This is a genomic window from Streptomyces sp. NPDC093109, assembly GCF_040701725.1.
In the GTDB taxonomy this organism is placed as follows: domain Bacteria; phylum Actinomycetota; class Actinomycetes; order Streptomycetales; family Streptomycetaceae; genus Streptomyces.
In genome coordinates, this window is sequence record NZ_JBFBEZ010000052.1 from 21,606 (window position 1) to 48,438 (window position 26,833).

31 protein-coding genes are annotated in these 26,833 nt (G+C 70.0%); 16 read left to right on the forward strand and 15 right to left on the reverse strand.

Features of this window, described 5'->3' with window-relative positions; genetic code table 11:
• The first annotated feature begins 9 nt into the window (after positions 1-9).
• The 4 genes from AB0389_RS33040 (at position 10) to AB0389_RS33055 (ending at position 4,264) form a co-directional block, all read left to right on the forward strand.
• Positions 10-891, forward strand: a complete 882-nt coding sequence (locus AB0389_RS33040; RefSeq protein ID WP_366399230.1) for a DciA family protein — start codon at positions 10-12, stop codon at positions 889-891.
• Between the two features lie 361 nt (positions 892-1,252).
• Positions 1,253-1,972: a hypothetical protein gene (locus AB0389_RS33045; RefSeq protein ID WP_366399231.1), complete on the forward strand. Its 720-nt coding sequence runs from the start codon at positions 1,253-1,255 to the stop codon at positions 1,970-1,972.
• Between the two features lie 376 nt (positions 1,973-2,348).
• Complete coding sequence (locus tag AB0389_RS33050) at positions 2,349-2,549, forward strand: hypothetical protein (RefSeq protein WP_366399232.1); 201 nt, start codon at positions 2,349-2,351, stop codon at positions 2,547-2,549.
• Between the two features lie 134 nt (positions 2,550-2,683).
• Entirely contained in the window at positions 2,684-4,264 is a 1,581-nt protein-coding gene (locus AB0389_RS33055) for a hypothetical protein (protein ID WP_366399233.1), read from the forward strand.
• A gap of 70 nt (positions 4,265-4,334) precedes the next feature.
• On the opposite strand, the gene AB0389_RS33060 is transcribed toward AB0389_RS33055, so the two are convergent.
• The 11 genes from AB0389_RS33060 to AB0389_RS33110 all read right to left on the reverse strand — a co-directional run bounded on the left by AB0389_RS33060 (position 4,335) and on the right by AB0389_RS33110 (position 12,200).
• Complete coding sequence (locus AB0389_RS33060) at positions 4,335-4,577, reverse strand: hypothetical protein (RefSeq protein WP_366399234.1); 243 nt, start codon at positions 4,575-4,577, stop codon at positions 4,335-4,337.
• Entirely contained in the window at positions 4,574-4,945 is a 372-nt protein-coding gene (locus AB0389_RS33065) for a hypothetical protein (RefSeq protein WP_366399235.1), read from the reverse strand. The genes AB0389_RS33060 and AB0389_RS33065 overlap by 4 nt, the downstream gene beginning before the upstream one ends.
• Positions 4,946-5,264: 319 nt before the next feature.
• On the reverse strand, positions 5,265-6,353 hold the full coding sequence (locus AB0389_RS33070; RefSeq protein ID WP_366399236.1) for a hypothetical protein: 1,089 nt from the start codon (positions 6,351-6,353) through the stop codon (positions 5,265-5,267).
• Between the two features lie 65 nt (positions 6,354-6,418).
• Positions 6,419-6,718, reverse strand: coding sequence for a hypothetical protein (locus AB0389_RS33075; RefSeq protein ID WP_366399237.1), 300 nt, complete (start codon positions 6,716-6,718; stop codon positions 6,419-6,421).
• A gap of 172 nt (positions 6,719-6,890) precedes the next feature.
• The gene (locus tag AB0389_RS33080) at positions 6,891-8,957 is read right to left on the reverse strand and encodes an ATP-binding protein (RefSeq protein WP_366399238.1); all 2,067 of its coding nucleotides are present in this window, start codon (positions 8,955-8,957) and stop codon (positions 6,891-6,893) included.
• Between the two features lie 24 nt (positions 8,958-8,981).
• Positions 8,982-9,482: a hypothetical protein gene (locus AB0389_RS33085; RefSeq protein WP_366399239.1), complete on the reverse strand. Its 501-nt coding sequence runs from the start codon at positions 9,480-9,482 to the stop codon at positions 8,982-8,984.
• Between the two features lie 5 nt (positions 9,483-9,487).
• Positions 9,488-10,159 carry a hypothetical protein gene (locus AB0389_RS33090; protein WP_366399240.1) on the reverse strand — a complete coding sequence of 224 codons (672 nt, stop codon included), beginning with the start codon at positions 10,157-10,159 and terminating at the stop codon, positions 9,488-9,490.
• A 38-nt stretch (positions 10,160-10,197) separates the two neighbouring features.
• On the reverse strand, positions 10,198-10,329 hold the full coding sequence (locus AB0389_RS33095) for a hypothetical protein (protein ID WP_366399241.1): 132 nt from the start codon (positions 10,327-10,329) through the stop codon (positions 10,198-10,200).
• Positions 10,330-10,848: 519 nt separating this feature from the next.
• On the reverse strand, positions 10,849-11,217 hold the full coding sequence (locus AB0389_RS33100; RefSeq protein WP_366399242.1) for a hypothetical protein: 369 nt from the start codon (positions 11,215-11,217) through the stop codon (positions 10,849-10,851).
• A 42-nt stretch (positions 11,218-11,259) separates the two neighbouring features.
• Positions 11,260-11,607 carry a hypothetical protein gene (locus AB0389_RS33105; protein WP_366399243.1) on the reverse strand — a complete coding sequence of 116 codons (348 nt, stop codon included), beginning with the start codon at positions 11,605-11,607 and terminating at the stop codon, positions 11,260-11,262.
• 110 nt (positions 11,608-11,717) lie between these two features.
• Positions 11,718-12,200, reverse strand: coding sequence for a hypothetical protein (locus tag AB0389_RS33110; protein WP_366399244.1), 483 nt, complete (start codon positions 12,198-12,200; stop codon positions 11,718-11,720).
• Positions 12,201-12,554: 354 nt separating this feature from the next.
• Between AB0389_RS33110 and AB0389_RS33115 the strand changes: the two genes are divergently transcribed.
• Positions 12,555-12,764: a hypothetical protein gene (locus tag AB0389_RS33115; RefSeq protein ID WP_366399259.1), complete on the forward strand. Its 210-nt coding sequence runs from the start codon at positions 12,555-12,557 to the stop codon at positions 12,762-12,764.
• A 662-nt stretch (positions 12,765-13,426) separates the two neighbouring features.
• On the opposite strand, the gene AB0389_RS33120 is transcribed toward AB0389_RS33115, so the two are convergent.
• On the reverse strand, positions 13,427-14,800 hold the full coding sequence (locus tag AB0389_RS33120) for a transcriptional regulator (protein ID WP_366399245.1): 1,374 nt from the start codon (positions 14,798-14,800) through the stop codon (positions 13,427-13,429).
• A gap of 356 nt (positions 14,801-15,156) precedes the next feature.
• Here AB0389_RS33120 and AB0389_RS33125 point away from each other — a divergent pair, with 356 nt between their 5' ends.
• From AB0389_RS33125 to AB0389_RS33150, 6 genes are all read left to right on the forward strand, one after another.
• Positions 15,157-16,014: an isocitrate lyase/phosphoenolpyruvate mutase family protein gene (locus AB0389_RS33125; RefSeq protein WP_366399246.1), complete on the forward strand. Its 858-nt coding sequence runs from the start codon at positions 15,157-15,159 to the stop codon at positions 16,012-16,014.
• 130 nt (positions 16,015-16,144) lie between these two features.
• Positions 16,145-17,071: an NAD(P)-dependent oxidoreductase gene (locus AB0389_RS33130; protein ID WP_366399247.1), complete on the forward strand. Its 927-nt coding sequence runs from the start codon at positions 16,145-16,147 to the stop codon at positions 17,069-17,071.
• A gap of 24 nt (positions 17,072-17,095) precedes the next feature.
• Positions 17,096-18,199, forward strand: a complete 1,104-nt coding sequence (argC, locus tag AB0389_RS33135; RefSeq protein ID WP_366399248.1) for an N-acetyl-gamma-glutamyl-phosphate reductase — start codon at positions 17,096-17,098, stop codon at positions 18,197-18,199.
• A gap of 14 nt (positions 18,200-18,213) precedes the next feature.
• Complete coding sequence (pgk, locus tag AB0389_RS33140) at positions 18,214-19,401, forward strand: phosphoglycerate kinase (protein ID WP_366399249.1); 1,188 nt, start codon at positions 18,214-18,216, stop codon at positions 19,399-19,401.
• Positions 19,398-20,519, forward strand: coding sequence for an iron-containing alcohol dehydrogenase (locus tag AB0389_RS33145; protein WP_366399250.1), 1,122 nt, complete (start codon positions 19,398-19,400; stop codon positions 20,517-20,519). Before pgk ends, AB0389_RS33145 begins: the two co-directional genes overlap by 4 nt.
• A gap of 46 nt (positions 20,520-20,565) precedes the next feature.
• Complete coding sequence (locus AB0389_RS33150) at positions 20,566-20,937, forward strand: signal peptidase I (protein WP_366399251.1); 372 nt, start codon at positions 20,566-20,568, stop codon at positions 20,935-20,937.
• A 322-nt stretch (positions 20,938-21,259) separates the two neighbouring features.
• Here AB0389_RS33150 and AB0389_RS33155 read toward each other — a convergent pair whose 3' ends face one another.
• The gene (locus AB0389_RS33155) at positions 21,260-21,481 is read right to left on the reverse strand and encodes a hypothetical protein (protein ID WP_366399260.1); all 222 of its coding nucleotides are present in this window, start codon (positions 21,479-21,481) and stop codon (positions 21,260-21,262) included.
• 56 nt (positions 21,482-21,537) lie between these two features.
• Positions 21,538-22,224, reverse strand: coding sequence for a DUF1524 domain-containing protein (locus AB0389_RS33160; protein ID WP_366399252.1), 687 nt, complete (start codon positions 22,222-22,224; stop codon positions 21,538-21,540).
• Between the two features lie 332 nt (positions 22,225-22,556).
• Between AB0389_RS33160 and AB0389_RS33165 the strand changes: the two genes are divergently transcribed.
• Positions 22,557-23,630: a helix-turn-helix transcriptional regulator gene (locus tag AB0389_RS33165; RefSeq protein WP_366399253.1), complete on the forward strand. Its 1,074-nt coding sequence runs from the start codon at positions 22,557-22,559 to the stop codon at positions 23,628-23,630.
• 270 nt (positions 23,631-23,900) lie between these two features.
• Complete coding sequence (locus tag AB0389_RS33170) at positions 23,901-24,860, forward strand: hypothetical protein (RefSeq protein WP_366399254.1); 960 nt, start codon at positions 23,901-23,903, stop codon at positions 24,858-24,860.
• A 221-nt stretch (positions 24,861-25,081) separates the two neighbouring features.
• Here AB0389_RS33170 and AB0389_RS33175 read toward each other — a convergent pair whose 3' ends face one another.
• Entirely contained in the window at positions 25,082-25,336 is a 255-nt protein-coding gene (locus AB0389_RS33175; RefSeq protein ID WP_366399255.1) for a hypothetical protein, read from the reverse strand.
• 229 nt (positions 25,337-25,565) lie between these two features.
• Between AB0389_RS33175 and AB0389_RS33180 the strand changes: the two genes are divergently transcribed.
• The 3 genes from AB0389_RS33180 (at position 25,566) to AB0389_RS33190 (ending at position 26,558) form a co-directional block, all read left to right on the forward strand.
• A complete protein-coding gene (locus AB0389_RS33180; protein ID WP_366399256.1) occupies positions 25,566-25,823 on the forward strand; it encodes a hypothetical protein in 258 nt (85 codons plus the stop codon).
• Positions 25,824-25,831: 8 nt separating this feature from the next.
• Complete coding sequence (locus tag AB0389_RS33185; RefSeq protein WP_366399261.1) at positions 25,832-26,200, forward strand: hypothetical protein; 369 nt, start codon at positions 25,832-25,834, stop codon at positions 26,198-26,200.
• A 100-nt stretch (positions 26,201-26,300) separates the two neighbouring features.
• Positions 26,301-26,558 (forward strand): hypothetical protein, encoded by a 258-nt coding sequence (locus AB0389_RS33190; protein WP_366399257.1) that lies wholly within the window; start codon positions 26,301-26,303, stop codon positions 26,556-26,558.
• The last annotated feature ends 275 nt before the right edge of the window (positions 26,559-26,833 follow it).

Sequence of the window (26,833 nt, forward strand, 5' to 3'; positions counted from 1 at the left end):
GAGGCCGTGATGACCGAAACCCTGAACACCACCACCAGCGACGAGCAGCCGGCCTCGGGACTGTCGGGCGTCGACCTGGCCCGGGTCGCACTGCACCAGGCACGCGAGGCCGCCAAGGCCCGCGGCGAGTCCGGCACCCGCAAGGCGAAGCGCCGGACCGGGACGACGGTGCGGCGCGACGGCCGGGAGCCGACCGGGTTCGCCGCCGTTCTCCAGGGCCTGATGGCCGACCGGGCCTGGGACATCCCGGCCGCTGGCGGAAGCATCCTGGCCCAGTGGCCGGACATCGCGGCCGGCCTCTCCCCGAAGCTGGCCGCGCACGTCCAGGCGGTCGCCTTCCACGCGGAGACCGGACAGCTGGACCTGCGCCCGGACTCACCCGCGTACGCGACCCAGCTGCGCCTGATCAGCTCCCGGATCGTCACCGCGGCGAACGACGCGGTCGGCACCCAGGCGGTCCGCACCGTCCGCGTCCTGGCCGTGGGTGCGACCGCCCCGGCGCTCCGGGAGCCGGCCGCCGCCTCGAAGGCCGCGGCAGCGCCCGAGGCGCCGGTGAAGACCAGGCAGGAGGCGTCGCCCGGCTTCCACCAGGCGCTCGCCGCGCACCAAGCCGTCACCCCCGCCCAGCGGCTGGACCCGGGGATCACGGAAGCTGTCGAGCGGCAGACCAGGGCGATGCGCGAGCTCAGCCGGAGGGCGTTTCCAGAGACGGAGGCTGCTGTCGACGATGCGCCGGCTCCGATCAGCGCTGCCCATCTCCAGCGCCGCCGTGAAGCCGCCGCCACCGAGGCAGCTGCCCTCCGGCGGGCCCGCGCGGAACGTGCCGCCCGGCAGGCCGGGACCGCTGCCTTGGTCCCCGCCGCGCCCCTTCCGCTGCGCACCACCGCATGACGGGGCGCGTAGGCCCGGGGCTACGGCACCGGCAGCCCGAGGCCGGGCAGGAAGACGGCGTGGTCGGAGATGTGGAGACGGGAGGCCATGCCGGAGGTCACCGGCTCGTCGTAGCCGGGGACGGTCCGTAGGTGAACTCTCCAGCGGCTCGAACGCGTGGATCATGCCGCACGCCGCACCGCAGTGAGGTGCACGGGGTCGCGGTGGCCATACGCGATGCACGGAATGTAACTAGACGTGTGGGTACAGTACTTGACCTACCGAGAGGGGAATGACGGTGGCGAAGAGGAAAGCTCGGCCCAAGACGGCGAAGCGCCCGACAGCAGGCGCCGTGCCGCCGCCTCAAGCCCAGGCTGTCAGCGTGAGCGCTCCTGTGGTGACCGCCGGCTTCACGCCGCAGCGTCGACCGGCGTTGACGATGCGCTTCGGCGACCGCACCTTCGACACGGTGCACCTGTATTACGGGGACCACTTCCCTGAGAGCCGGCCACGTGGGATCGCCGAAGGGCGGGGCTTCGCGATCGAGCTGCCTGCGGTCCTGGACATGCTGGACGCCGTGGCGGCCGGCCAGGTGCAGGCCGCCGACGCGCGCGCGGCTCTGCTGGAGGGCGTAGCCCAGCTGTACGGACCGCTTCGCTGCTTCGAAGACGAAGACGAGGACGACCAGCTGGCGGTCTGCCGCGCGCGGGGAGGATGTCCTCTGTGCCAGGGCGAACGCAAGGGGTGGTTCGACGGGCTACTCGACTCCGCCGACAGGGAGTGGGCCCGGTTCACCGCCCCTGAGAAATATCCGTTCACCGCAGGACAGAACGGCATCCACGAAACCACCTGCTCGGTAGTGGCCCGCCACAACCCCGCGACGTACGCCAGGCCAATCGGGCCGGCTTACGTGGAAGCGCTTCGCCGGTACGCCCACAGCGTCGATCCCCACAGCGGCCGCAGTGACTTCTACGGTGATGAGAACTATCCACGGATGCACAGCATGACCACCGAGGAAGCACATCAGTGGATCAGCAAGAACACGGGACCCAAGGGAGGCCGCAACTACAAGCGCTGCGCACGTTGCAGCCCCGCGGTGTAGCTGACTTCACCGCGGTTGCAGGCCGTGGCGTTCGACGCGGACACTGGCCGCCTGGACATCGTCCCCGATGCCCCAGCCGTCGGCACGTAGCTGCGCTGGAGCGCGCCGAAGCTGATCGCGGCAGCCAACGAGCGGGTGCCGAACGCGAACGTCCGCGCCCTGCACGTCCTGGCGCCCGCGCCCATGAAGGCCAGCCTCGCCGTATCGGTCGTCGGCCCGGCCCTGCAGCCGACCTCGCTCGCCGTACCGGTGGAACGCCGGACGCCGCCGGACGGGTATCGCCGTGCTATCGAGGCGCACCGTCAGGCCGCCGTCACCGCCGCCGTCCCGGGTGGATCCGGGTATCGCAGCAGCGGTGGATCGGCAGACGAAGGCAATGCGGGAGCTGCCACGCCGCGCGTTCCCCGAGCCCGACGGCGTCGCGGACGATGCGCCGGCCCCGATCGAGCAGAGCCGCCACCAGGCCGCGGCGACCGAGGCCGCCGCCCTACGCCGGGCCCGAGCCGAACGCGCTGCGCGCCAGGACGGGACTGCTGCCGCGCCGCCGCAGTCGGCGCCGCTCAGGACGACGGCCTGATCACAGCGATGACCTGTGGAATCAACCCTGCGAGTGGCACGATGAGTTGGGATGAAAGGTGGGGGTTCGTGCGAGGTGACAGGCGGCAGATCCAAACGGCGGTCATGGGGAGCGCGGACTCGGAGGAGCCGCTCATGCTGCCGCTCGAGGCGATCGAGCTGGACGCATTCCGGCAGCGGCACGAAGAAGACTCGTTCTGGTGCGGGCTTCTGTTGGGCGGCTGCGGCCTCCAGCTGACCACCAAGCTGTACACCGACCGGGTCTGCCACTTCGCTCACCACCCCGGCCCCGGGGGACAGTCCCACGTGTGCGGGCGCCGGGCCCGCGGCGTCTCCAGCGCCGACCACCTGTACGTGAAGTCCGCGGCCGCGGCCTGGCTCCGTATCCGCGGCACGCAGGCCGACTTCGACTTCGCCCAGCCGGACGGGACCCCGCTGGGTTCAGTCGTCGATATTCAGCTCGCGCACAAGAGGCTGCGTGTGCACCTGGACCAAGAAGTGGCGCCGGAGTGGGACAGCCAAGACGAACCGGTGCTCGGCATGTCGGTTCCGGTGGACCAGGACACTCTGATCAAACGCTGGTACGTGCACCGCATTCGGCTGGACAGCGAAGGCACCAGCCGACGGGTTCGCATCGGGACCGAGGCCTTCGCACGGCCAACCGAATGGTTCTCCCTGGAGGAGTGCGAGGTTACCGAGCGGGGACTGTCCACCCCGGCCGTCGAACGGATCATCCAGGCACACAGCACGCCCGAACCGGCACGATGGACTCCAGGGAAGAAGCAGAAGACTTCGCCACAGGACGAGCGGGCGCAGGAGTTGATGCGCCGGCTGCTCTATGCCCGCCGGACCGAGTCGCCCGGCCTGATGGTAACGGTCTGCCGTGAGATCACCGAACTTCCCGGGGCCAGCCCTCAAATGCAGAAGCGGCTGGATGCCGCGCATCACAGTGCCTCGCTCTGGATGGAGAAAGAAGCCGAATCCCGCCGGATGCAGGTCTCCTTACTTGAACAGGCTGTGGCCGCTCAGAAGGTCAGCCAGGTTAAGAGCTTGATCGCACAGGCCAAAAAGGCCACCAGGATTGACCAGACCGGGGAGGAGAAAGAGGCGATCCGTGCAGCTGCTGACTACCTAGCGAACGCGATTCCAGCCGCGATCGACCGGTTGAATACTCTCCTCGAAGAAGTGAGCCATATCCCAGCCAACGGCGACCCAGAGCTGCTGGCCAGGAAGGTCCAGCAGATGTCCCGAGAGGCTGATGAACTTGGCAGGGTCGGAAAGGGCGTGCCACACCAACGCGCCCAGCTCGCCTTGTGGAAGGAACGCCTCAGGTCGCTCCTCGTTCTGCCACCCCGCTCTCCGACGCCAGGTCCGTTGCACCAGATGGTCGGCCGGGGGTACTGGACCACGAAGATGTGTCCGCTCTGTGCGGCAGATCACGGACAGCAGTGCGTCTTCCTTGACGGCCCCCGTACGGGGCAGTTGCGAGGGACGCCCCATGCCGACCGGCTGCGGATACTCATCGGGGACATCAAAGAAACCCAGACTGTGTGGCAGGCGTACGACGTTACCTGCCCTGTCTGCCAGCAAAAACGAGGGGATTGGTGCCGAACCTCCGGCAGACCACATGCACTACGGTCCAAACGGGCCGCAGATTTCACTCAGAAGAAAAGTCAGAATTCACAAAAGAATAACGCTGCGGAGGAGGAGTCCTGATGCCCGACGCCTGGAACGGCCATCCCCCTGGCCGGAGGCGGGACGATTCACCGCAGGGCTATTTTCACGGCTATGGCTCGGGGATGAGGCGTACGACGGTGATGGTCAGGATTCCGGCGGAGATGACGTAACGGACGATCACCCGGGACACGACGGCTTCGCGCCGGTCCTTGTCACCGGCCACGGAGGTGGACCCGTGGCCGTAGGGATCGGCACCGAGGGTGCGGGCTACGGCGGCCCTGAACCCGGCGGGGGAGGGGAGCTTGCCGAGGGCTTCCTCGGCGACGGGAGCGAACGCGACGCGGTAGCTCACGCGGCGGCCGTCCCGAGCCCGTACGCCCGCTGCTCGGCACGCAGGAGAACGTCGACGCGGTCGATCGCGTCGCCCGGGATGACCTCCAGAGCCCACTTGCGAATCAGCCGGCCGGCCATATTCGGCGGCGCCGTATCGATCTCGCTGTCGAACACGGGACGCAGTTCGTCCGCCAGTGCGGCCCGTACGTCCTTGACGGTGAGCGGCACGACGAACCGCTCACCGTGCACCACCACGCTCACAGGCCCCTGGACCGTATGTGTGCGGGGCATACGGTCCAGTTCCGCGAAGGCATCGTTCTGGTCCCTGATCCGTCTTACAACGGCCTCTTCCTCGGCATCCGGGTTGTGAGAGATCGGTTCGGCCATCGCGCTCGCTCCTTCTTCCGCGTGCAGCCACGCTACCGACGAGCTGCCCTCACCGGAACGCTCACCGGTCCGACCGCGATCCGCGATATCTGTCATGCCCCTTCAACTCCCTGAGAGCCGATGGGTTGCGCACGAGTTTCCCCGCACCGGTGGGTGGCCCGAGTCGCGGATCGTGACGTGGCCCGGCAAGCGCCGTACGTCGGGTGAAGCATCAGACCCGTGCGATGCGGGCGTTCAGCCGGCGTGCCGGGCGGGGATGTGGCCGGGCCGCCCTGTCCGTTGAGGATCGGGGCGGCCCGGGGGCGGGGATGGGTGTGGGTCAGTCCCGTTTCTTCGGTTCGCGCTGGGCGTGGACGCTGATGCCTCCGTTGACCGGGTTCGGTGGTTTCTGTGATCCGGTGTTGCTGTGGCCCGGGTTGTCGCCGGTCCGGCCGCCGTGGGTGTGGATGCCGTGCATGACTCCCGCGCTGGCGCCGCCGCCGGTGACGGCCCGTACGGTGCCGCCGGCGGTTCGGGACGCGGTACGGGCGACTTTGACCGCGTCGCCGATGCCGGGGGCGCGCCGGATGATGTAGAGGGTGACGGCGAGGGCGATGACGGTGACGGCGAGTCCGGTGACGACGTTGCTCTGGCCTGAGTCGTCGGTCTGGAGGGCTGCGGAGAGTCCGAGGACGATGACGGTGACGGGTTCGAGGAGGATCAGCGCGATCATGAATCCGGCCCAGCGGCGTACGTGGTTCCACAGGTCGCGGTCGACGAGGCCGGCGTAGACGACCACTCCGAGGAGGGCTCCGACGTACAAGCCCAGGGCCCGCAGGACGAGGAGGATCCACAGTGCGCCGCACAGCAGGAGGGTGGCGAGGGAGACGAGGGCGAGCATCAGTGGTCCGCCGCCGACCTTGCCGTTCTTGAGGTCGGTGCCGAGGGAGACGAAGAGTCCGCCGGGGCTGGATCCGAGTGCGCTGACGAGGACGTCGGTGACCGCGCTGGTCGCGGCGGTGACGGTGTAGAGAATCAGCGGGGTGAACGCGGAGGCGAGTACGGCGAGCCACAGGAGGCTGATCGCTTCGCTGATCGCGGTGGTCATCGGGACGCCGCGGGCGGCGCGTTTGGCGACGGCGAGGAGCCACAGCACCAGGACGAGCACGGTGGAGGCGGCGAAGACCACGGCGTACTGCTGGAGGAAGCCGGTGTTGGTGAAGTCGGCCGTGTTGCGGTTGCCGACCGTGTTTCCGAGCTGTCCGGCGGTCCAGTCGGCGGCCCTGGCTATGGACCGGGCGAGGACGGTGAGCGGGTCGCTGCTGTCGGCACTGCTGGAGGTGCCGGGCAGGGTGCTGTTTCCGCTGCCGCTGTCGCAGTAGTCCTTGGCGGGGCCGCTGACGTCGCACGGGTCATCGGCGAGCAGCATCGGGCCCCCGGCCGTCGGTGTAAGTAGTGTGCGGGCACACGGATTTCCCTCTCCGGTGGTGACGTTCAGTGCATGGTGCGGCGGGCCTGCCGCAGCTGGGTCGTCGCGCTGGTCGCGGACTGCCCGGCCAGGTGCAGTGCGCCGACGCTCGGGTGGGCCTTTGATCCTTGCAGTTGTCCGAGGCCGGCGGTCATCTGCTGGAGGGCGGTGGCGAGGGCGCCGGTGAGCCGGGTGAGGTCGTCGGTGGCCTGGCGGATGGTGTGGGGGTGGGTCCACTGGGCGCGGCCCGAGTTCACGTCCCGGACGGGGCGTTCGACGGCGTCGGCGGCGATTTTGGCGTGCTGTGCCGGGTTCTGAGGGGTCATCGGGTCTCCGGGCGGGGGTAGCGAATTGATGTGTCCGGTGCGTCTGCGCAGGTCACAGTGTGTCTGTGGTGTGTCGGGCGCGGGCACATCGGCACATCGCCGGGTGGGCCGGCGGCATGTCGGGGCACGTCGCGTACGCACCTGGACAGGACCCTGCCACGTCGCCGGCACATCAGGACAGGGCGCCTTTGATGTCTGCCAGCCGGTAGGCGGTGGGGCGTTTGGGGTCGGTGTCGGCACTGAGGCGTTCGGTGGGGATGTCGAGTCCGGCGGTCTTCAGCCGGGCTTTGACGGTGCGTCCGACCATGAGGAGCCGGTTCTTCTGGCCGTCCCACTTGCCCCAGGTGGCCGGGTCTGCGGCCGTGAGGTGGTCGGCGAGCTGCGCGAGGGTGAGCGCCGGGGGGTCACCGTGTGTGGCGAACGCGGCGAGGAGGAGTCGGGCGATCTCGGGTACGGCGGCCTGCGGCGCGGGCACCTGTGCGCTCTCCAGCCGGGGCAGCCCCGCGGCGAGTCGTTCGCGGGTCCGGCGGTCGGCTTCGGCCGGGGGCAGGGGGGAGACGTAGCGCAGGACCGGGGTCCGGTGGCGGGGGGTGAGGCAGTAGAAGCGTCCGGCGTCGGCGGGGAAGCCGGGTTCGGGGGAGGGGACCAGGAGGTGGGGGAGCCATCCCCGGGAGATGGCGTCGGCGCGGCCGACCACGAGCGGTACGTCCGCTGCCCGGCAGGGCAGCATGATCCTGACGCCGAAGGCGTCCGCGATGGCGTCTCCCAGGACATCGGACGTGGCGTCCTGGGTGCACAGCACGATGGTGATGCGGGCCTCGCGGCCGATCCTGAGCAGCGCGACCGCGAGTTCTTTGCCGCGTTTGCTGAGCTGGGGGTACTCGTCGAGGAAGGCGAGGACGGCCGGACCGGTCGGGCTGGGTATCCAGGTGTCCTGTGTGGGCGGCATGGAAGCGATGCGGTCCCGGGCCCGGGCCAGCAGGCCCTCCAGTACCGTCTCGGCTTCCTGCGGTGTCCGCGCCGTGATGACCGCGGCGGGCGCGAGCGCCTTCAGCCCGCGCTTGACCGGGTCGATGTCCACCACGACGGCGTCCCGGCAGGCAGTGGCGTATTCGGCGATGGCCTGCACCATGGCGGTCTTGCCGCCCCCGGTGTCCGCCACGATGATCACATGCTGCCCGGCCAGGACGACCGGCGTCGTCGCGCCCTCGAGGGACAGCCCGAGGCTGACCGAATCAACGATGGAACACGAGCCGGGCGGCCGCTCGGGATACGGGAGCGGCGTCGCGAACGGGTCGCGGGTGAGGATCTGCAGGCTGACGAGCGCCGCGTCGTCCGGGTCGGCGGGCTGCGCCAGGACCCGGGACTCGCCCACCCGCAGCGTCGTGGCGAGGGGCCGAAGGACGCTGACGAGCTGGCCGGCCGTACCGGACTGCAGGACGAGCGGCACCTTCCACCCGTACGCGGTCTCCTCCGGGACGAGCACCTCGGAGACGCGCGCGTTCTCCTTCTTCAGGGCCAGGCGCACCGCTTCACGGGCCTGGCGCGGGTTGGTGCCCGCTTCCCTGATCGGGAACGGCTGCGGATCGGGGTCTTCCAGCTCGGTGTGGGCGGGCGGCGCGGGCGGTACGAACAGCAGCTTCGGTACGGGCGGGCGGCGCCAGGTCGGGGTGCGGCCCTTCACCCAGGCCGCCGCGGTGAAGACCAGCACCGCCACGGCTGTGACGGTGAGGGCGGCGGGGACCGACAGCAGCCACAGGCCGGCCCACATCAATGGCAGGACGAGCAGAAGGACGCCGGCGGTGAGATGGCGCCGGGAGCGGACCTGCCCGTAGCCGATCTGGAGCATCGACGGCGTGACCTCCAGATGCTTGAACTCCTGCTGTCCCATGCGCATCTGGAGCTGGGCCCACTGCATCATCCGGTAGGAGATCACCGGGGACGCGCCGTAGCCGCCGCCGTATCCGTATCCCCGGCCGCGGGCCTGCTTCTGGAGCGCCATCTGCTGCATCTGCATGTACGTCTGCCGTTTCTGCTGGTCCTTCAGCAGACCGATGTTCTGCTGGACCTCGGCAGCGTTGCGCTGCCGCCACTGCCGCCAGACGCGGTACTGGTCGTTCAGTACGCGGTGCGCGATGTGCGTATCCGTCAGATCCTCGGCACGCCACCAGCGGCCCCACTCGGCACGCAGATGGAGCACCCCTGCGGAGATGGTGCCCCGCCCCCCGCTGTCGGACATGGCCACAACCGCCCTTTCCCGTAATCAGATGCTGCGGAGCAGGATGTCGCCGATGGTGTTGCCGGACGTCCGGATCAGCCCCATGGCCATCCCGAGCAGCCCGGCGGACGCACCCAGCCATATCCCCACCAGCGCGCCCCGGATGAGCGGCGACTTGAGGTCGGCCCGCCCCGACTTGATCAGCCCCGCGTAGAGGGCGAGCAGACACAGCCCGGCGATCACCCCGCTCACACCGACCTTCTCGCCACCGGTCATCGCCGGCCGGGTCCCGACGGCGGCCACAGTGCCGGTCGCGTTCTCCAGCGCGTACGTACCGAGCCCGTCCCCCAGCGCCGCAGCGGCCCCGCCCATCGTGCCGAGAATTCCCCCGCCCAGAAACAGCAGAGCGGCCAGCGCCACCCCGGCGAAGAAGTGCATCTTGGGCGTGGGATCGCCACCCCGCCACCGGCCGATCTGGTACATCAGGACGACGAGACCGAGCGTGACCGCGCCTATCCCTCCGGCCGCAGCACCCGTCGTGTTCATGAAACTCATACTCCCGTCAGCCAGTTGACCGCCAAGCGCCCGACCAGGCGCGCGACGACGATGATGACGCCCCACACGGCCACGGCCACGACCAGGCGCAGCAGATAGCCGGTGAAGGCGGTGTTCCAGGCCCGCGCCACCAGGACGCCAAGGCCGCGCAGCACGGTACGGACAAGATCCGCCAACACGCTGCCGAGCGGGCCGCCGACGGGCGTCAGCATGAACAGGCCCACGGCGAGAGCCGGCAGCAGGATCCACCCGAGGAGCGCGACGGGGCCGTTCTCGGCAAGAGAACGCGGCAGGCCGGCGGGGGCGCTGCCGCGCCATGATGCGAGCAGCGCGAGAATAAAGCCCGGCACGTTGTACTTCAGGCGCATCCAACGGATGTCCAGGCCGCGTTTCTCCGCCTCCGTATGCGGGTTGGGCAGATGCGCGGCGACCGCCTCCCCGATGGAAGCGCCGAGCTCGTGCGCGGCGGCCAGGCCCTCCTGGCCGTGAGTGGCCCACGTATCGCGCCACTCCTCGCGTACGCCGTCGAACCGCCACCAGTCCTCGCCCGCAGCGCCGGCAGCCTCCGCGCCGTCCGTACCCGGACCGGCAGCGTCCTCGTTCCCCTCCAGCCTCGCGGGCTGTTCCGCGCGCGGCGCGGGCACCTCGGGAGGCAGCGGCTGGCTCACCGAGGCCGGCTCCGGAAGGCCACCCGGCTCCCCGGCCGTCATACCGCGCCGCCCCGGTCCGTACCGATACCCAGCTGCCTCCACGACCAGGCCCGCGCCCGCAGCGCATCGCCCCACACCCCGTACGACGGCGCGCCGGCCGCGTCGGCCGACACGGCCGGCGGGGACATCACGGCACTCTGCCCGGAAGCCTCAACCTGCCGGGAAGCCTCAACCGCAACGCCCACCGGTATGTCCGCGTCCGTCATTCCGAGCCGGTCCTCTCCCAAAAAAAAGGGGGCTGGTGCGGGCCCCAGCCGTCAGCGGCCCCGGGCACCGTAATCGATCACCTGTCGCAATCTAACCCCTACACCACGTGATGCCACAGGCGCACCACCAGGCAACCCCGTACCCTCACGCCCCACAGACTCACGGACCGTGCCATACCGGGATGGAACCACTGAGGTACGCGCCGCCCGAGACGTTCCCCTTCACCGCCGACTCCGGCGAGAACTACGGCCCCACGCCCAGCACGGCCGCGTGAACCACAAGGGCGTCGTCCGCGTGCACCCGGGCGAGACACTCCGGCGCTCCCTGGCGCGAGGGCTGGACACCACCACGTCGACAGCCGCGCCGCGCCCCGTGGTGCAACACAGCGGCGCCTTGCAGCGACCAGCCGTCGGTCTGCTGCAAGGCGCCGCTGCACAGGGTCAGCTGCTGGTGGCCCACTTCTCCATCTCGCTCGGGTCCTTCCGCATCAGGGCGTCGCGGCGGTACTGCGCGGTGGCCCGGGTGACGCCCATGGAATTCGCCAGCGCACCGTACGAGCCGCCCTGCGCGGCGTGCTGGCGTACTGCGGCTTCCTGGACGCCTTCCAGCCGGTTCATCAGGCCCGTGGTGACGGCAATGGTCGTCGCGAGGTCCTCGGTGCTCATCCCGCCGGCGCGCAGCTGCGCCAGACCGTGCAGTACGGCACCGAACCGCACGGCCAGCCGCCCAACGTCGTCGCCCAGCGCCTGGGCGTCGGCACCGGAGAGCGGGATCGTGAGGTCGGGAACAGGGTCAGTGTGCTTGGTCATCGGTGGCCTTCCCAGGAACGGTAACGGGTGCAGAGCGGGCTTCTAGAGCCAGTCGAAGGCACGCCGGACGTCGCTCGCGGCTCCGGAGAGGTTGTCGGCGTGCAGCCGCTCGTCGAAGTCGTACGGGTCGACGACGGCGTCCATGACGCGCTCGGAGGCTGCGTCGAAGACGCCGGCGAACGCCTCGTGGACACCGGCGGCCTTGAGGGCCCGGACGATGTCGTCCTGGTCGGCGCCGCCACGCCGGACGGCGTCCGCAAGCAGGTTGAGCGCGGCGGCCGCGGCCGGGGCGAGCACGGCCAGGCCCTCGCCGCCGGCGGTGCCGCCGGTCCGTTCGGCCAACGTCTCGACACTGCTGATCCGGGCGAGGGCCTGCGACTGCTGCTCCATGGGGAACTCCGATCCGGTGCGCGGGTACGAGGGGGACGGTGGTGACCGGGGCCGCCGGAGAGCGATGACATTCGTTGTCGGTGCCCCGGCGGCAAACGGGTACGGCGGGGTCAGGCGGTCCGGGCGAGGTAGCCGGCGGCGGCGTCGACGAACTCGTCGTGAGCGACCTTCGCAGCCTCGCGGGCGGCGGTCAGTTCCTCGCTGGTGGTGTACGCGCCGCGCAGTGCGTAGGTCAGCGTGATCATGTGGTCGGCGGCGGCGCGCACCGCCTGGTCCTCGATGAGGACGCGCAGGGCGACCAGCGGGCGGGTGACCGCGCTGCGGGTCATGTGGCTCTCGCCGCGCAGGGCCTCGATCCGCGCGGGGCCGGCCTCCTTGAGGACGGCGTCGCCGCGCATCCACATCGCCCGGCGGTGGTCGCTGACGGCGCAGGCGAGCGCGGTGACGGCCTCCAGGCGGTCGCGGCGGATCGCTTCGCCGTGGGTGACGCGGACGGACCGTTCGGCGGCGCGCTCCTGGGCACGGCCGCTGACGATCGAGCCGAGCAGGGTGCCGACGATGGCGAGGGCGGCGGTGACGAGGGTGAGTAACACGGCGGATCCTCCCGTAGCCGTATGAACTTCAATACACTGTATGGAAATTCATACAGTCACGCAAGAGCCCTCACGATTCCCTTCGACCCGCCCTCGTTCACCGAGCCCCGCGGAGCGCCGCGCGGCCGACCGGCAGCCGCGACGTACGCCCCGGACTCTGGCCGGCTGACCGCCCGCACCCGGCGCTCCGCACGCCATCTGGAACCTGGACCGGATCCAGCCAGAGGGTTACTTTGCGTCAACAATCGATAACCGAGAGGTGTTGTTGTGTGGTTCGCGGTACACAAGGGGGCTGAAGCGTCGTTCTAAGCAGTCACGCGGGGACGGCTGGTGTCTGAACGGGGGCTAGGCCGGGTGCTGACGATCAACGTGACGTTGCTGCTCATCGTCATCGTGGTGCTGCGGCTGCGTCGTCGGACCGAGGCCAGGAGCCGGCTGGACGAGAAGTTCACCGTCGTCATCGTGCTGGCCCTGGGCGTGTTGCTCGCTCCGACACCGGTCGGTCAGGGAATCCTGGAGTTCCTGGGCCAGCTCATCCGGAGTCTCTCGCAGTCCAGTTTTTAAGCCCTGCCGTGCCCAGGAAGCGGCATCTTCCACGAAAGAGTGAGGGGGGGGAAGGCCGTGAGCGGCCCGCCGGAAACTCCGCTGTCCCATCGCCCCCACCCGTGACGGCACCCGCCGGTTCAAGTGGCATCGGGTCATGTCCTGCCCGGACTGCTCCTGGGCCCAGGCCCTGGACGAGGACCTCCACGAGGACGATGAGGACATCCTCCTGGCCTGGCACACCGCACACACGGACTAACGGTCGACCACCTCGCCCCCCGGACCCCCCGCCGGCCCCCTGGCCGTCCCCGCCCATGTGCGATGGACCGAACAGTAGGGGCGCCTGGCCGTCGGGGACGAGCGCACCGGGACCGCCGTCCTGTTCAACCACGAGTGCCTGGCCATCTTCCGGTCCGTGACCGCCGACGGCGACCTGGCCGACGCCATCACCGCGAACGCCCGCCGCATCGGCGTTCAGCCCCTCCAGAGCCCGCCCGGAAACCATCCACATCGCCACCAGCCTTTACCGCAAAGGACTGCTACGCCCGCCCCGGACCTCAGACGGCAGGGGACCGCGATGACAGTGCTGGTGCTGGTCACAGGGGTGTAGCTTCCGGCCGGTCGGCCGGAAGCTACGGAGCCACGCGGTCCTCGGAAACCGGGTCCGTCAGGCAGTTCGGCGGTTACCGGGTGGTGTCGAGGAAGTCCCTTACGACGGGCACGCCGTGGTGGGTGGCGAGTTTCCTTTTCAGCCCGGCGAAGATGGTGTTTCCGCGGGAGGAGGCGACGCCTCCGAGGATCTGCACGGCCTGGCCGGCGGTATGGACGGCGGTGTCGAGGTTTCCGAGCGCGAGGTGGGCGTCGGCCTCGCGGGTCAGGCGCAGCGCGGCGGTTCTGGGCTGTGCGGGGGTGTCGGGCGGGGTGTGGTGTGTGGTGGTGATGGCGGTGTGGTGGGTGAGGGCGCGGTGGGGGTCGTGGAGGTCGAGGGCGTTGCTGGCGGCCCAGCTGTGGAGTTCGTCGCGGTCGACCCAGTACACGCATGCGGGTTCGTCGTTTGTGGGGCCGGCGCAGTCGTAGGTTTCGAAGGCTGCGGCTTCGGCGCGTCGGCTGGCCTGGCGGTCTCCGGCTTTGGCGTGGGCGCGGGCGGCGCGCGCGTGGAGCATGGCGGTCATCCGGCCGGAGCCGGTCCGGTCGGCGTGGCGGTGTGCGGCGTCGACGAGTTGGAGGGCGCCGGTAGGGTCGCCGGCGCTGTAGCGGAGCATGGCCCAGAAGGAGAGGGTGTTCGCCGTGACGACCGGGTCGCCGGCGCTGGCGGCGGCGCGCAGGGCGGCGAGGTAGTGGCGTTCGGCGATTCCTGTGTTCCCGGAATCGAATGCTGCCCAGCCGCAGACGCGTGAGGCTTCGGCGGCGGCGGCGAAGAGGCGGTGTCCGGTGTCCGCGCTGTACGAGGCGGTTTTCAGGTTGTCGAGGACCATGGTGAGTTCGGCGCGGGCCAGGGCGTATGCCTGTCCGGAGCCGACGCGGTCGTCCAGGCGGCGCAGGGAGTCGAGGCGGCTGTCGATCAGGTCGGTGGTCTCGGTGTCGATGCGTGTTGTTCTGCCGGAGGAGGTGGCGGGGCCGGCCGGGGTGGCGGTTGCCCAGTTTGCGAGTTGGGCGGCGAGTGCGCCGCCGCCCGCGATGATGATCGCCCTGCGTTCCATGTCTGCCAGCCTTTCCGTATGTGCCAGTGCGTCCAGCGCCTGGACTGCCCCCGCCTGTGTCCAGGGCGAGGCCAGAAGTGCGTGTTCGTCGTGGATCGCGAGGCGCAGCCAGCCGGGCCAGCCGAGTGCGTAGAGCTGCTCGGGGGACACACCGAGCAGGTCGGCCATGGCGATCTGGGCGCGGCGTTCCGGGACGGTGCCGCTGCACCAGCGGCTGAACTTTTCCGGCCGGGCGACCATGATTCCCAGGCCGAGGGCTTCGTGGCGGGCCGCCAGGCGGCGCAGGAACTGGCCGGCGTCGCAGCGTTCCTGATCGAGGATCCGCCCGAGTAAGACTCCGGCTTCGGTGACGACCACATGGTCCTCCCGGTGTTGGCGGTTACTCGTCCTGTACCCGCTGTGGCCAGTGTCCAGCACACCCGGGGCCACCCGGCAAGGGGTTGGCTGCGGAAGGCATACGGAGGCAACCGGAGGCATACGGAAGCGGCGCCGGGCGGGTACCCGGGGTCTGCGGGGTGCGTGACGATTCTTCACGCGAGGCTGCGCCGGGCTCCCTTGGACGGGCCCCCGTCTGGGGAGGTCGGCGACCGTACGCCCATCGGCCCGGGGCAATGGAGCCCGGCCGGCGATCTCCGAAGGAGACGACCCGTTCGTCCTGTCACCCGGTCCGCTGCGCTGTGCGCCGGACCGGCCGCCACACAGAGGAGTCCTCCGTGCGCAAGCCCACCCACATCACGTTCCGGTCCCTGATGCGGCCCGGCCGCCTGGTCCGCGTCGCCGGCGCCCACGACGCGCTCGGCGGGCTCCTCGCCGAAGCGTCCGGGTTCGACGCCGTGTGGTCGTCGAGCCTGGAAGTGTCGGCGTCCCGCGCTCTGCCCGACGCGAGTCTCCTCACCATGACCGAGTACTTGGAGGCCGCCGCGAACATGCAGAAGGCGCTGCGCGTGCCGGTCGTCGCGGACTGCGACAGCGGATACGGCAACAACGCGAACGCCGCGCACATGGTCCACGAGTACCAGGCGGCCGGCATCACCGCGATCAGCGTCGAGGACAAGAAGTTCCCCAAGATGAACTCGTTCGCCGACCGGGGCAACAGCCTGGTCGACACCGCCGAGTTCTGCCGCAAGCTCGAGACCGTGAAGAACGCCCAGTCGGGCGGCGACTTCTTTGTCATCGCCCGCACCGAGGCCCTCATCAACGGGCTGCCGGTGACCGAGGCACTGCACCGTGCCCGCTCCTACGCGGACGCCGGCGCGGACGCGATCCTCATCCACTCCAAGGCCGCCACGAACGAGCAGGTGGTGGACTTCCTGAACCGGTGGGAAGGCAGACTGCCCGTCGTCATCGTCCCGACGACCTACCCGAACTGGCACGCGGACGTCATGGCCGCCGCGGGCGTGTCCGTCGTCATCTACGCCAATCACGGGCTGCGCGCCACCATCACCGGGCTGCGGGAGACGTTCGCGTCGATCCTCGCCCACGGCGACACCATGAAGCTGGAGGAGGAACTCGCTCCGGTCCGTGACGTCTTCGCCCTGCAGGGGCTCGATGCCTGGCAGGCCCTCGACTGACGTCCATCCCGGGTGCGGGACCCCGTCGCCGGGACCCCGCACCCGGGCGGCGCCTCCGCTTCCTCCCCGCCCGCCTTCATGGTCAGGAGTGCCTGTGTGCCCCACCCTGCCCGGATCGTGCCGTGTTCTCGTGGTCGATCCGATCGCCCCGCCGGCCCTGGACATTCTCAGCGCCCGCTACGACGTCACGGTCCGCCTCCGGCCGGCACCCCACGAACTGCCGGGCCTTCTGCACGGCCAGGACGCCATCGTGCTGCGCAGCGGCATCACCCTGCCCGGCCCCGTCCTCGCCGCGGCCGGCCGGCTCCGTGTCGTCGCGCGGGCCGGGAACGGCACCGACAACATCGACCTCCCGGCAGCGGCGGCCGCCGGTATCCAGGTGTTCAACGTCCCGTCCGTCTCCTCCCGGGCGGTCGCCGAACTCGCACTCGCGCTCACGTTCGCCGTGGCACGCAATGTCGTGACGGCAGACCGGCAGGTACGGGCCGGTGTGTGGAACAAGGCCGCCCTGGCGGGCGCCGAACTCACCGGGAAGATGATGGGCGTCATCGGCGTCGGTGACATCGGCGGGCATGTCGCCGCCCTCGCCACCGGGATCGGCATGAACGTCATCGGCTCGGTCGGCAACCCGACACCGCAGCGGCGCGAGGCGTGGCAGGCCCGGGGAGTACGGCTCACCAGCACCCGTAATGTCCTCGCCGCGGCCGACGTGGTCGTGGTGGCGTGCCCGCTCACCGGCCGCACCCGCCATCTCATCGACGCCGACGGCCTGGCCGTGATGAAACCGGACGCCTGCCTCATCAACGTGGGCCGCGCCCAGGTGGTTGACGACCAGGCCCTGTATGCCGTTCTGCGGGAGCGGCGCATCGGCGGTGCGGCCCTCGACGTCCACGCCGCCGAGTCCGGCACGCCCGCTCTGGCCGCCCTCGACAACGTCGTCCTCACCCCCCACATCGGGGCGATGACCGCCGACGCGCAGGAACGCATCGGCGGCGCCCTCATACAGGGCCTGGAACTCGCCCTCGCCGGGCGGGACGCGCCCACCCGTATCTGCTGACCTCACCCCCGCGGGAGACCTGTGATGAGTGTGACCGGCCTGGCCGTCGGCGTTGTCGGAGCGGGCGGATATGCCGGAGGAGAGCTCTGCCGGCTCCTCCTCAACCACCCGCACGTCGGCCGTATCGTGCCGACCGCCCGACGCGACGAAACCTTCGAGCACGTCCACCCCAACCTGCTGGGCAGCGGCCTGACGTTCCGTACGTTCGAAGCCCTCAAGGAGCAGGCCGCGCACCTTGACGTCGTGTTCTTCTGCACCCCGTCGGGGACGGCGATGCAGCACGCCGGATGGTTCCTTAACCAGGGCTGCCGCGTCATCGACGTCAGCGCCGATTTCCGGTTCCGCGACCCGGACATCTACAAGCGCGTCTACGGCGCCGAGCACACCGCCCCCGGCCTTCTCGAGGACGCCGTGTACGGGGTGACGGAGCTGCACCGCGAGCGGATCGCGCGCACCCGCCTCGTCGCCAACCCCGGCTGCTACGTCATCACCGCCCTCCTCGCCCTCACCCCGGTCCTGCGATCCGGATGGGCCGACCTCGAGCACCCGGTCCACATCACGGCAGTGAACGGGACGACCGGGGCCGGCGCGAAGCCCGTACGGGCCGTCATGCACGCCGAAGCACTGAACTCGATGCTCCCCTACAGCCTGGACGGGCACCGGCACGCCCCCGAGCTGGAGACCCGTCTCGCCCCCGAGGCGGGTCCCCTGACCATCGACCTGTCCACCGCGCACGGGAACTTCGCCCGCGGCATCTACCTGCAGGCCAGCCTCCAGGCACACCCCGCGCACCGGGACGGCATGTCCCGGGACCGGCTCATCGACCTCCTGACCCGTTTCTACCGGGGCGGACCGGGCGGCCTCCCCGAACCCTTCGTCCGTATCGTCACCACACCCAGGAACGGCCGGCTCAACGCGAAGGACTACGGCCTGTACCCGCGGCTGAACGCCGTGATCGGGTCGAACTTCTGCCACATCGGCGCGGACTGGGATCCGCAGCGCGGCGTCATCAAGCTGGTAGCCACCACAGACAACCTGGTCAAAGGGGCGGCCGGATCGGCGGTCCAGAACATGAACGTCATGCTCGGCCTCGATGAGACGTGCGCGCTGACCGCGTACGGACTGTAGAAGGGGGCGCGGTCGTGAACCCACTGCCGTTGCTGGCCGACCGGCCTGTCCTCCGCGGCGAACGGTGGATCTTCTCCGCCGGTTTCAACGTCGCCCCCACCGGCGGCCTGAGCGACACCGATCGCATCGACAGCGAACTGGACGACATCGCGTCCCTCGCCGACCGGGGCGCGCGCGTGGCGATCCTGTCCCACCAGGGCCGCCACCGCGACGGCACCGCCCGCCACCTCGGCGACGTCGCCCACTACCTGACGATACGGCTGCACCGTCCCGTGCAGTACGTCCCCGACAACGCCTCCGACGCAGCCCGCGCACGGGCGGCGGCGCTTGCTCCCTCTCAGGTGTGCGTGTTCGGGAACACCCGGCACCATGCCGGTGAAGAAGCCAACGATTCAGCGCTCGCCGCCCGGTTCGCGGCTCTCGGCCAGTACGTGGCCGTCGGCGGATTCTCCAAGGCCCACCGATCTCACGCCTCCAATCTCGGCATCCTCGCCCACCGGCCCGGCTGGGCGGCCCGAAGCCTCCTGCGGCAGACCCGCCTCCTGGCCCCGTGGGCGGGCCGCCGGCCGGACATTCCGTCCGCCGCGTTCGTCGGAGGGATCAAGCCGGAAAAGTCGCTCCTCGGTCTGAAGTCGTTCGCCCGTACCTACGACCTGGTGGTCCCCGGCGGGGCCGTCCTCAACCACCTGCTCCACGGCAGCGGGTACCGTATCGGCTCCTCCGAGCGCGGCGACCGGGCCGACGCGTGCACCGAGGCCGTGCTCCAGGCGGTCCGCTCCGCGACGGCCCGCATCCACCTGCCCCGCCACGTGGTCATCGCCCGCCGCGACGGCGACCAGTACACCGGCCGGCAGGTGATACCCGTCGCCGACGGGGTGCCCGACGGGTACGCGATCGTGGATTTCCTGCCCGCACCATGGCTCCTGGACGACCTGCGACGCCTGCGGACCGGGGCCCGCGTCATCGTCGCCGGCACCCCCAGCCTCCACACCGCGGGGTTCTCCACCGCCTCCCGACTGGCCCTCGACCTCGCCCGCGCTCCCGCCGCCGACGCCATCCTCGTCGGCGGGGACACCGTCGCAGAACTGCCGTTCCACGGTCCGACCTCCACCGGCGGCGGATCCGCGCTCCACTACCTCCACCACGCCGACCTGCCCGTCCTCCAAGCCCTGCGCGCCAACACCGCCCGGAGGCCCGCATGACACTGCTCGACTTCCACACACCCACCCGCATCGTGTTCGGCCGAGGCCGCCTCGACGAACTCGGCGCTCACACCCGCCCCTGGGGCCGCACCGCCCTCATCGTGTGCGGACGCACCTCCGCCCGTACCACCGGCATCCTCCACCGGGCCCTGACCAGCCTGGCCGCCGCCCAGGTGACCGCGCACGTCATCGACGGCATCCCGCCCAACCCGCAGTCCGCCGGCATCGACACGGCCGCCGCGACAGCCCGCACGGCCGGCGCGGACGTAATCGTCGGCATCGGCGGCGGCAGCGCCCTCGACGCGGCAAAAGCCATCGCGGTCAGCATCGTTCACGGCCCGTCAGGACCGCTCATCGGCACCACCGTGCCCCCACGCTCCGGCTGCCTGCCGGTCATCGCCGTCCCTACCACAGCAGGCAGCGGAGCCGAAGTCACCAAAGGCGCGATCATCACCGACACCGCGCGCGGCGTGAAGGCCGGAATCCGTGGCGACGACCTGTTCCCGAAGACCGCCCTCATCGACCCCGCACTGACCGACACACAGCCCGCCCACGTCGCCATCGCCTCCGGGTTCGACGCACTCGCCCACGCCGTCGAAGGCCTCGCCGCACGCCGCTCCAGCCCTCTCACCGAAGCGGTCGCCGCCCACGCCCTGCAACTGCTCCCGGACACCCTCCGCCGCGTCGCAGCAGGCGACACCAGCCGGGAAACACGCGACCGCATGGCCTACGGCGCCCTGCTCGGCGGTCTCCTCGTCGCCACCGCCAGTACCTGCCTGCCCCACCGCATGCAGCAGGCCATGGGCACCCCCGACCGCCCCGGCCCCTCCCACGGACAGGGCCTCGCCCTCCTCTACCCGGCCTGGCTCACCAGCCTCGAACAGGCCGCCCCCCACGCCGCGGTACGCATCAGCGACGCTCTCGGCACAGACAGCGCCCGCGGGACAATCACCCAGCTCCTCACCACGATCGGACTGCGCAGCAGCCTCACCGCAGCCGGATACCACCCCGACGACATCCCCGCGTTCACGGCCCGCATCACCGGCAACACCGACAACGACCCCCACCCGGACCCCGGCATCCCCCTCATCACAACAATCTACGAACGGGCCCTGTAGCCGAAGCACCCACCACACCACCGAGCCCTCTGCTAGCGTCCACACCGTGACCAACGGTGTATATGCGGGCAACGCGAGCAAGGACGCGGCCAACGACCGGGGCTGGCTCCTCGGCCACTTCAAAGCCCCCGGCGACCTGCGGCACAGCCGCGAAGCCGAGATCAAATGGGGCACCCATCCCCGCGGCGACCAGCGCACCGCATGGGTCACCGGGGAGGAGCGCACCGGACTCCTCATCCTCATCAGCGGCCGGTTCCGCATGGAGTTCCCCGACCACAGCGTCCTCCTCGAAGAACAGGGCGACTACGTGGTGTGGGGACCCGGCGTGAACCACTCCTGGACCGCGGAGGACGACTCCGTGGTAATGACGGTCCGATGGCCGTCCATCCCCGGCTACAAAGCACCCGAAACGGAGTGACCACCAGTCACGGATGGACCGTCGCGCACACCATCCGGGCAACCTGTGGCATCACGAGTACGGCCGTCGGGTATCTCCCGACGGCCGTACGGCGCCGTCCAGTTCGGGTACCGGCGCGGATGCGGGGTCGGGGCTGACGGAAGTTCGGGGCGGGGGTGACGCATCGCACCAGATTGTGACGCGCGCCACTTTCGGAGCGGCGTGGCGTTTGCTTCCTTTACCGCGCCGGAGAGCGCACGACCGACGCCCTCCGGCGCGGCACTGGGTCCCACCGCGCCGCGGTGTGGGGACCCAGCCGTACGAACGGAACAGGTGACGGGGCTTACGCCCCCGGGACGACGGCCTGGCCACCGCGCCGTACGGCCTCCACCACCCGGACGTGCAGTCCGTGCAGACCTCCCGGGGCTACGGGCACCGGGCTGCCGGTGAGGGTGTACGACTCATCGGCGCCGGTGTACTGGACGTGGATGTCCGCCCGGCTGTCCGTCCGGAGGGCGGTGGTGAGGGTGAGGTTGCCGGTGATGACGCCGACCTCGTCGGTCATGACGCCGCCGGGGCCGGCGACTACCTCGCTGGTGTACTGCTCGGACCGGTCGATGCTCACGCGGGGCAGGTGTCGAGCATGTCGTACAGGGCGGCCTTCTCCGCCCCGGTCACGTTGAGTTCGTAGACGCTCTTCACGCTGACCCACGCCCGGGAGTAGACACACCAGTACGAGCGCAGCGGCGGCTTCCACAGGTCGGGCGTCTGGTCTCCCTTCGACCTGTTGGACGAAGCGGAGACCGCGAGCAACTGGGAATGCACCAGATCGTTGGCGAAAGCCTTGCGCTTGGGGGTGTCCCACAAGTCGGCTCCGGCGCGCCAGCCGGCGGCGAGGGGGACCATGTGGTCGATGTCTGCCTGCCCAGAGGCGGTGAGGATTTTGCCGTCGTACTCGCTGTACCAGGTCCCCGAGACGGCGCGGCACTGCTCGTCCTGGACCACGTCCTGGCCATCGCGCTGCAGGACGACTTCACGGGTGTCGCAGGTGCCGTACTGGGTGGCCCAGTGCGGGAATTTGGACCGGGAATAGCCGGTCATGGTGTGCGGGGCCTCCACGTTCAGACCGGCGAGCTCGGCGCGCGCAACGGCGGCGGGCGGCGGCTCGGGCAGGGCCCGGTAGGAAGCACGCGAGGTCTGCGCGGTGGCAGACGCGGCAGTGGCGTCCGTTGCGGCAGCGGGGAGAACAGCGGCCATCAGGCCAAGGAGAGCGGTCGCGGCGCGCAGCCGCCCGCGTGAAGTGATCACGGGGTCAAGGGATAGCGGCCCGCAGCCCCGCACCGGTCTACCCACTCGTTCGAGGGCGCGCCCTGCTGGCGGCTGACGGTACGCCGGCTGGTCCGGCGGATTGACCCGTAGAACCAGCGGTGTGACACAGTCCGTACGCGCGCTGGAGCGTCGGCACGCTCATGCTGAGGGTTCTGGTCACCGGCGCCGGTGGGGGGGGTACAAGGGCGCCGGCGGCGGACCGCCTGGGGAAGAAACCCACGTCATCGCCATGATTCCAGCCACGACCTGTATCACCGCCCGGCCGGAATGACGCTCTCCAAAAGCATTAACCAGATCCTTACGCTGTTAATATGGCATCCCAGAAGGCACAACAACGCCGCATTTTAGGCGAGTTGCAAGACATGGCCCAGGAGCCGTTGACGCCCTCGGAGATATTCCGCCGCGCCGACGAAGTGCTGCGCGAGGCGGTCGGCTTCGACGGAGTCTGCTGGCACGGCACAGATCCGGCCACCGGACTGGTGACCTCGGTCCTGACCGACGATCTCCGCCTGGAGGATTTCAGCCATGCCGTGGAGCTGGAGATCTGGAGCGAGGACGTCACCCAGTTCGCCGATATCCGCCGCAGCGGCAGAAGAGCGGACACACTGAGCCGCGCGACAAACGGGCAGCCCGGCCTGAGCCGCCGCTTTCGGGAGCAGATAGCACCCGCCGGCTTCGGAGACGAAATGCGGGTCCTCTTCGACACGGCGGGCGGCCACTGGGGGTGCGCCGCCTTTATGCGCGCCCCCGACCGCGGTTCCTACCGGCCCGGGCAGCTCGCCCTGGCGCAGCGCGCGGCCCGCGTCCTCGGGACCGCGCTCCAGCGCAGCCAACTGACGCTCGCCGCAGCTCCGTTCACGACGCAGCCGCCCGCCGTGCTGCTCCTGGGGCCCGACAACCGGGTGACACACGCCGATGAACAGGCCGAGCGCCTGCTCGTCGAGTTCGCCGACGCCGCGAACCGCGTCTTCGCCGTACCTACCCCGTTCGTCATGGCCGCCGAGCAGGCGCGAGCGGCGCACGCGAGCGGCAACGTACCGCCGCCTCTGCGGGTCCGCAGCGACACGGGAGCGTGGTTCGTCCTCAACACCTCGCTCCTGGGCGGCTCTGGTGACGCCACGGTAGCCGTGGTGATCACTGCCGCGTCCGCCGCGGATGTCATGCCCGTGGTGTTCGCGACCTACGGACTCACCACGCGCGAGCGCGAGGTCGCCCTGAGGGTGCTGCGGGGAGACGACACCCGGGAGATCGCCCGCACGCTGTGCATGACGACACTCACTGTGCAGGACCATCTCAAGTCCGTCTTCACCAAAGCGGGTGTGCGCAGCCGCCGTGACTTCGTTGCCCATCTCATCGCCTCACAGGTACCGGTGGTGTGGGACTGATCAGTTCCCCGGAGGTCCCCCGCAGTCCCCGGCGGTCCCCGTGGCCTCCCAGACATCTGGGATATCGCCGGGACGCCACCATGCTCAATTATTTACCGCGTCACGAACGAAGTAACGGTCACGCGCGGCGGCTCCGACCAGGCCGCTCCGTCCACGGCCCGACGGCGTATCACCGTATGCCACTGGGCTGTTGCCCGAACCTCCGCCTGGCGCGGTACCTCTGACCGACCGCACGTCCTTGTCGAACACCGAAACCTGGGGGGTCCTTTCATGACGTATGTGCGAAGAATTCTGGCGACATTCGTCGCCCTGTCGTTTCTTCTTCTGTGGCCGGCGGGATCCGCCTCGGCGGACCCGGGCCCGAAGACCTTGATCGTCAACCAGGCGCAGCAGAGGTGCATGAGCCATTACAGTGGCACTCCCGAGCCAGTCCTCTGCGGCGTTGGCACCGTGCCCAGATGGTCGTTCGAAGCCGTCCCCGGCGGGTCCACCACCATAAAGACCATCCAGTCGGAATACTTTCCGGGTTACTGCCTGGACACCAACGGCAGCCGGCTGTATCTGCATCTCTGCAACGGCGGCGGCTACCAGCATTGGTACGTGACACCGTTCCAGGCACCGGGTGGGACTCCCGCCACCGGTTATGTGGGAGTCCGTCTCAAGAATGTCGCCACCAACATCTGCATCGACAACCCCGGGAAGAATTTCGGCGGCTCGAAGATCGCTACCAACAACACCTGCAACGACGGTCCGTTCCAGCAGTGGAACATCACGCAGGCGGCATTCGACAGCCTCACGCCCGCCCCACCGACCCCGGGACACTGGGGTGGGGGCATGACATGGAAGACGCTGGAGCAGCGCGCCGACAACGTGGTACACGTCGGTTCGGACGAGATCACCAACCCCTACAGGGGGGACACCAGCCCGTCAACGGTCCTGCCCGTGCTCTGTGCCCTACGGGACGGCCGGGCCCCTGCCCCGGGTGTCCCGCGGGGAACGTTCAACTCCTGGTTTGCCGGCATGGTCGAGGTGAGCGCGCCGGTTGCCGGCTCGACCCTGACGAGTCTGGACCGGGCCAACCAGACATGCTCCGACGCTTTCGGCACCGGTTGGCAGATCGCCTCGTTCCATGGCGGCGGCGGCTGGTCGTTCTGGGCCAATGGAACCCTGCCCAGCGACGTGAGGTTCTGGACGTATATCCAAGACCAGGTGGCTAATCCCTGGAACTGACACCGGGACAGCCGAAGCCGGCACCAGAGCCACCTTGAGACGTCCGGGACCGGCCCGTGGGGGCCTCGGGGGAGGCTCCACAGGGGCACACCTCTGTTGTCCGGGCCGGTCCCGCCCACGACTACCGCTTCACCCGCTGCCCGTACTGATGGCGGCATGGCCCGCACGGCTGGACACGCAGGACGACCACGCGCCTGCTCGACATTCCGAGACAGCGGTCGTCAGCGGGCAGCCACGGCCTCATCGGTCTCATCCTGCTCTCGCGCGGTCTTCTTCACGGCCATTTCCAGCTCGTAACGCGACACTGCGGCCGCCGCCGCGTGGTCCGTTACAGCCCGCTGCAGCACGTCTGCCGCGTCCAGCCACGGCTGCCACGCCTCCGTGGAGTAGTTGCCCCGCGTCGCCTCCCGCCGGGCCGCGTTCGCCGTGCGCTGAAGCTGGATCAAGCTCTCGGGGATCTCCACGTTCGTTGCCACGGACGGATGCTACGCCGCAGCCTTGGCCCGCCCGCGCGGGAACCCCTACTCCAGGCGGCGCCGACGTGGGACGAGGATCCCAGGCTGGAGCGCGGCGACGGCGGTTGCCCCGGCGGAATCCCCGCCGTTCACGAACCCTCTCCGCGCTCGCTTTCCCACCCCCGCAGGATAGTGGGTACGGGTACGTACCCGTACCCACTATCCTGCGGGGGTGGGAAGGAGTACGACGATGTCCGATGCCAATGTCCGTATCCCCGAGGATGCCAAGACCAGGCTCGCCGCGATCGCGGCGGCCGAGGGCCTGTCCCTGCGCGCCTACCTGGCGCGCCTTGCCGAGACCCTGCTCACCCCGGACGAACGCGCCGAACGCGCGGCCAAGGCTCTCGCCGCGCTCAAGGGCTGGACGGGATACGCCCCGACCGCCACCGAGCAGCGCGACCTGGACGGTGAGCTGGACCGGCGTCTGGCCCAGGTGAAGCCCCGGTGACCGACACGATGCACATCGTCCTGGACGACACCGCGATGGCCGCGGCCGGCCAGGGCAACGTCCTCGCCTCCCGCCTCATCCATCGCGCCCATGCCGAGGCCGGCTGGTTCCTCTACGCCCCCACCTGCGCGCTCGTGGAAGCCGACCGCGCCCGGCCCGGAACAGCGGAGCACCTCGCGGCCCTGCCCGGGATCACTGTCCTGGACCTGGACCTGCCCGCCGCCCTGGCCCTCGCCACCCAGGAGGCCTGGGCCGCGGCCCACTCCGAGTACACGGCCCGGCCCACCCCGGACCGGCCCGACGGCGCGATCATCGCCACCACCGCTCCGAAACGCTGGGACGGCCGGCCGGTCCGCGTGCTGGACCTCAACCCCTGAAGTAACATCGCCGCCCTTCTGCGTACTTGGCCCACAAGCTGACCACCCGTGCGGATCAGCCGGCCGGACATGTGGACCGTGCTGCGGAGGAGGAGTCCTGATGCCCGACACCTGGAATGACCGTCCCCTGGCCGAGGCGAACCCTGTCCGTGAGCAGGAGCCGATCCACTACCGCGTCCACGACGCCGACGGCGGCCGGCTGCTGGGCTTCGGTACGGCTCGCGGTGGCGACTACCTGTCCGTCACCGACCATTACCGGCGGATCCAGAGTGCCCACCCCGGCCGGTTCCTCGTTCTGCGCCGCTACGACCGTCCGGCGGGCGGCGAGTTCAGCACCGCGGAAGGACCTCAGCCCTAGACGGATGAGGCCAAGGGGTTCCGTTACGGTCAGTGGTTGTTTTCGAACTCTGAGACGCAGAGGCAGATGGTTGGGGGTGTCGGCAGGTGGTCCCGAGTCGTTGGTCGTAGTGAGGCCAGCGCCTTTGGGCTATGCCGCGCGGGTGCGCGGCGGCCGGTGTGGAACGGAGATTTATGACTTAGAGTGTGTCTCACGTGGTAAGTTTCGCGAGCTTCTTGTAGCAGGTCAGGGCGGCGGCCAGGCCGAGGAAGGCGAGGAAGTGCGAGCCCTTTCGT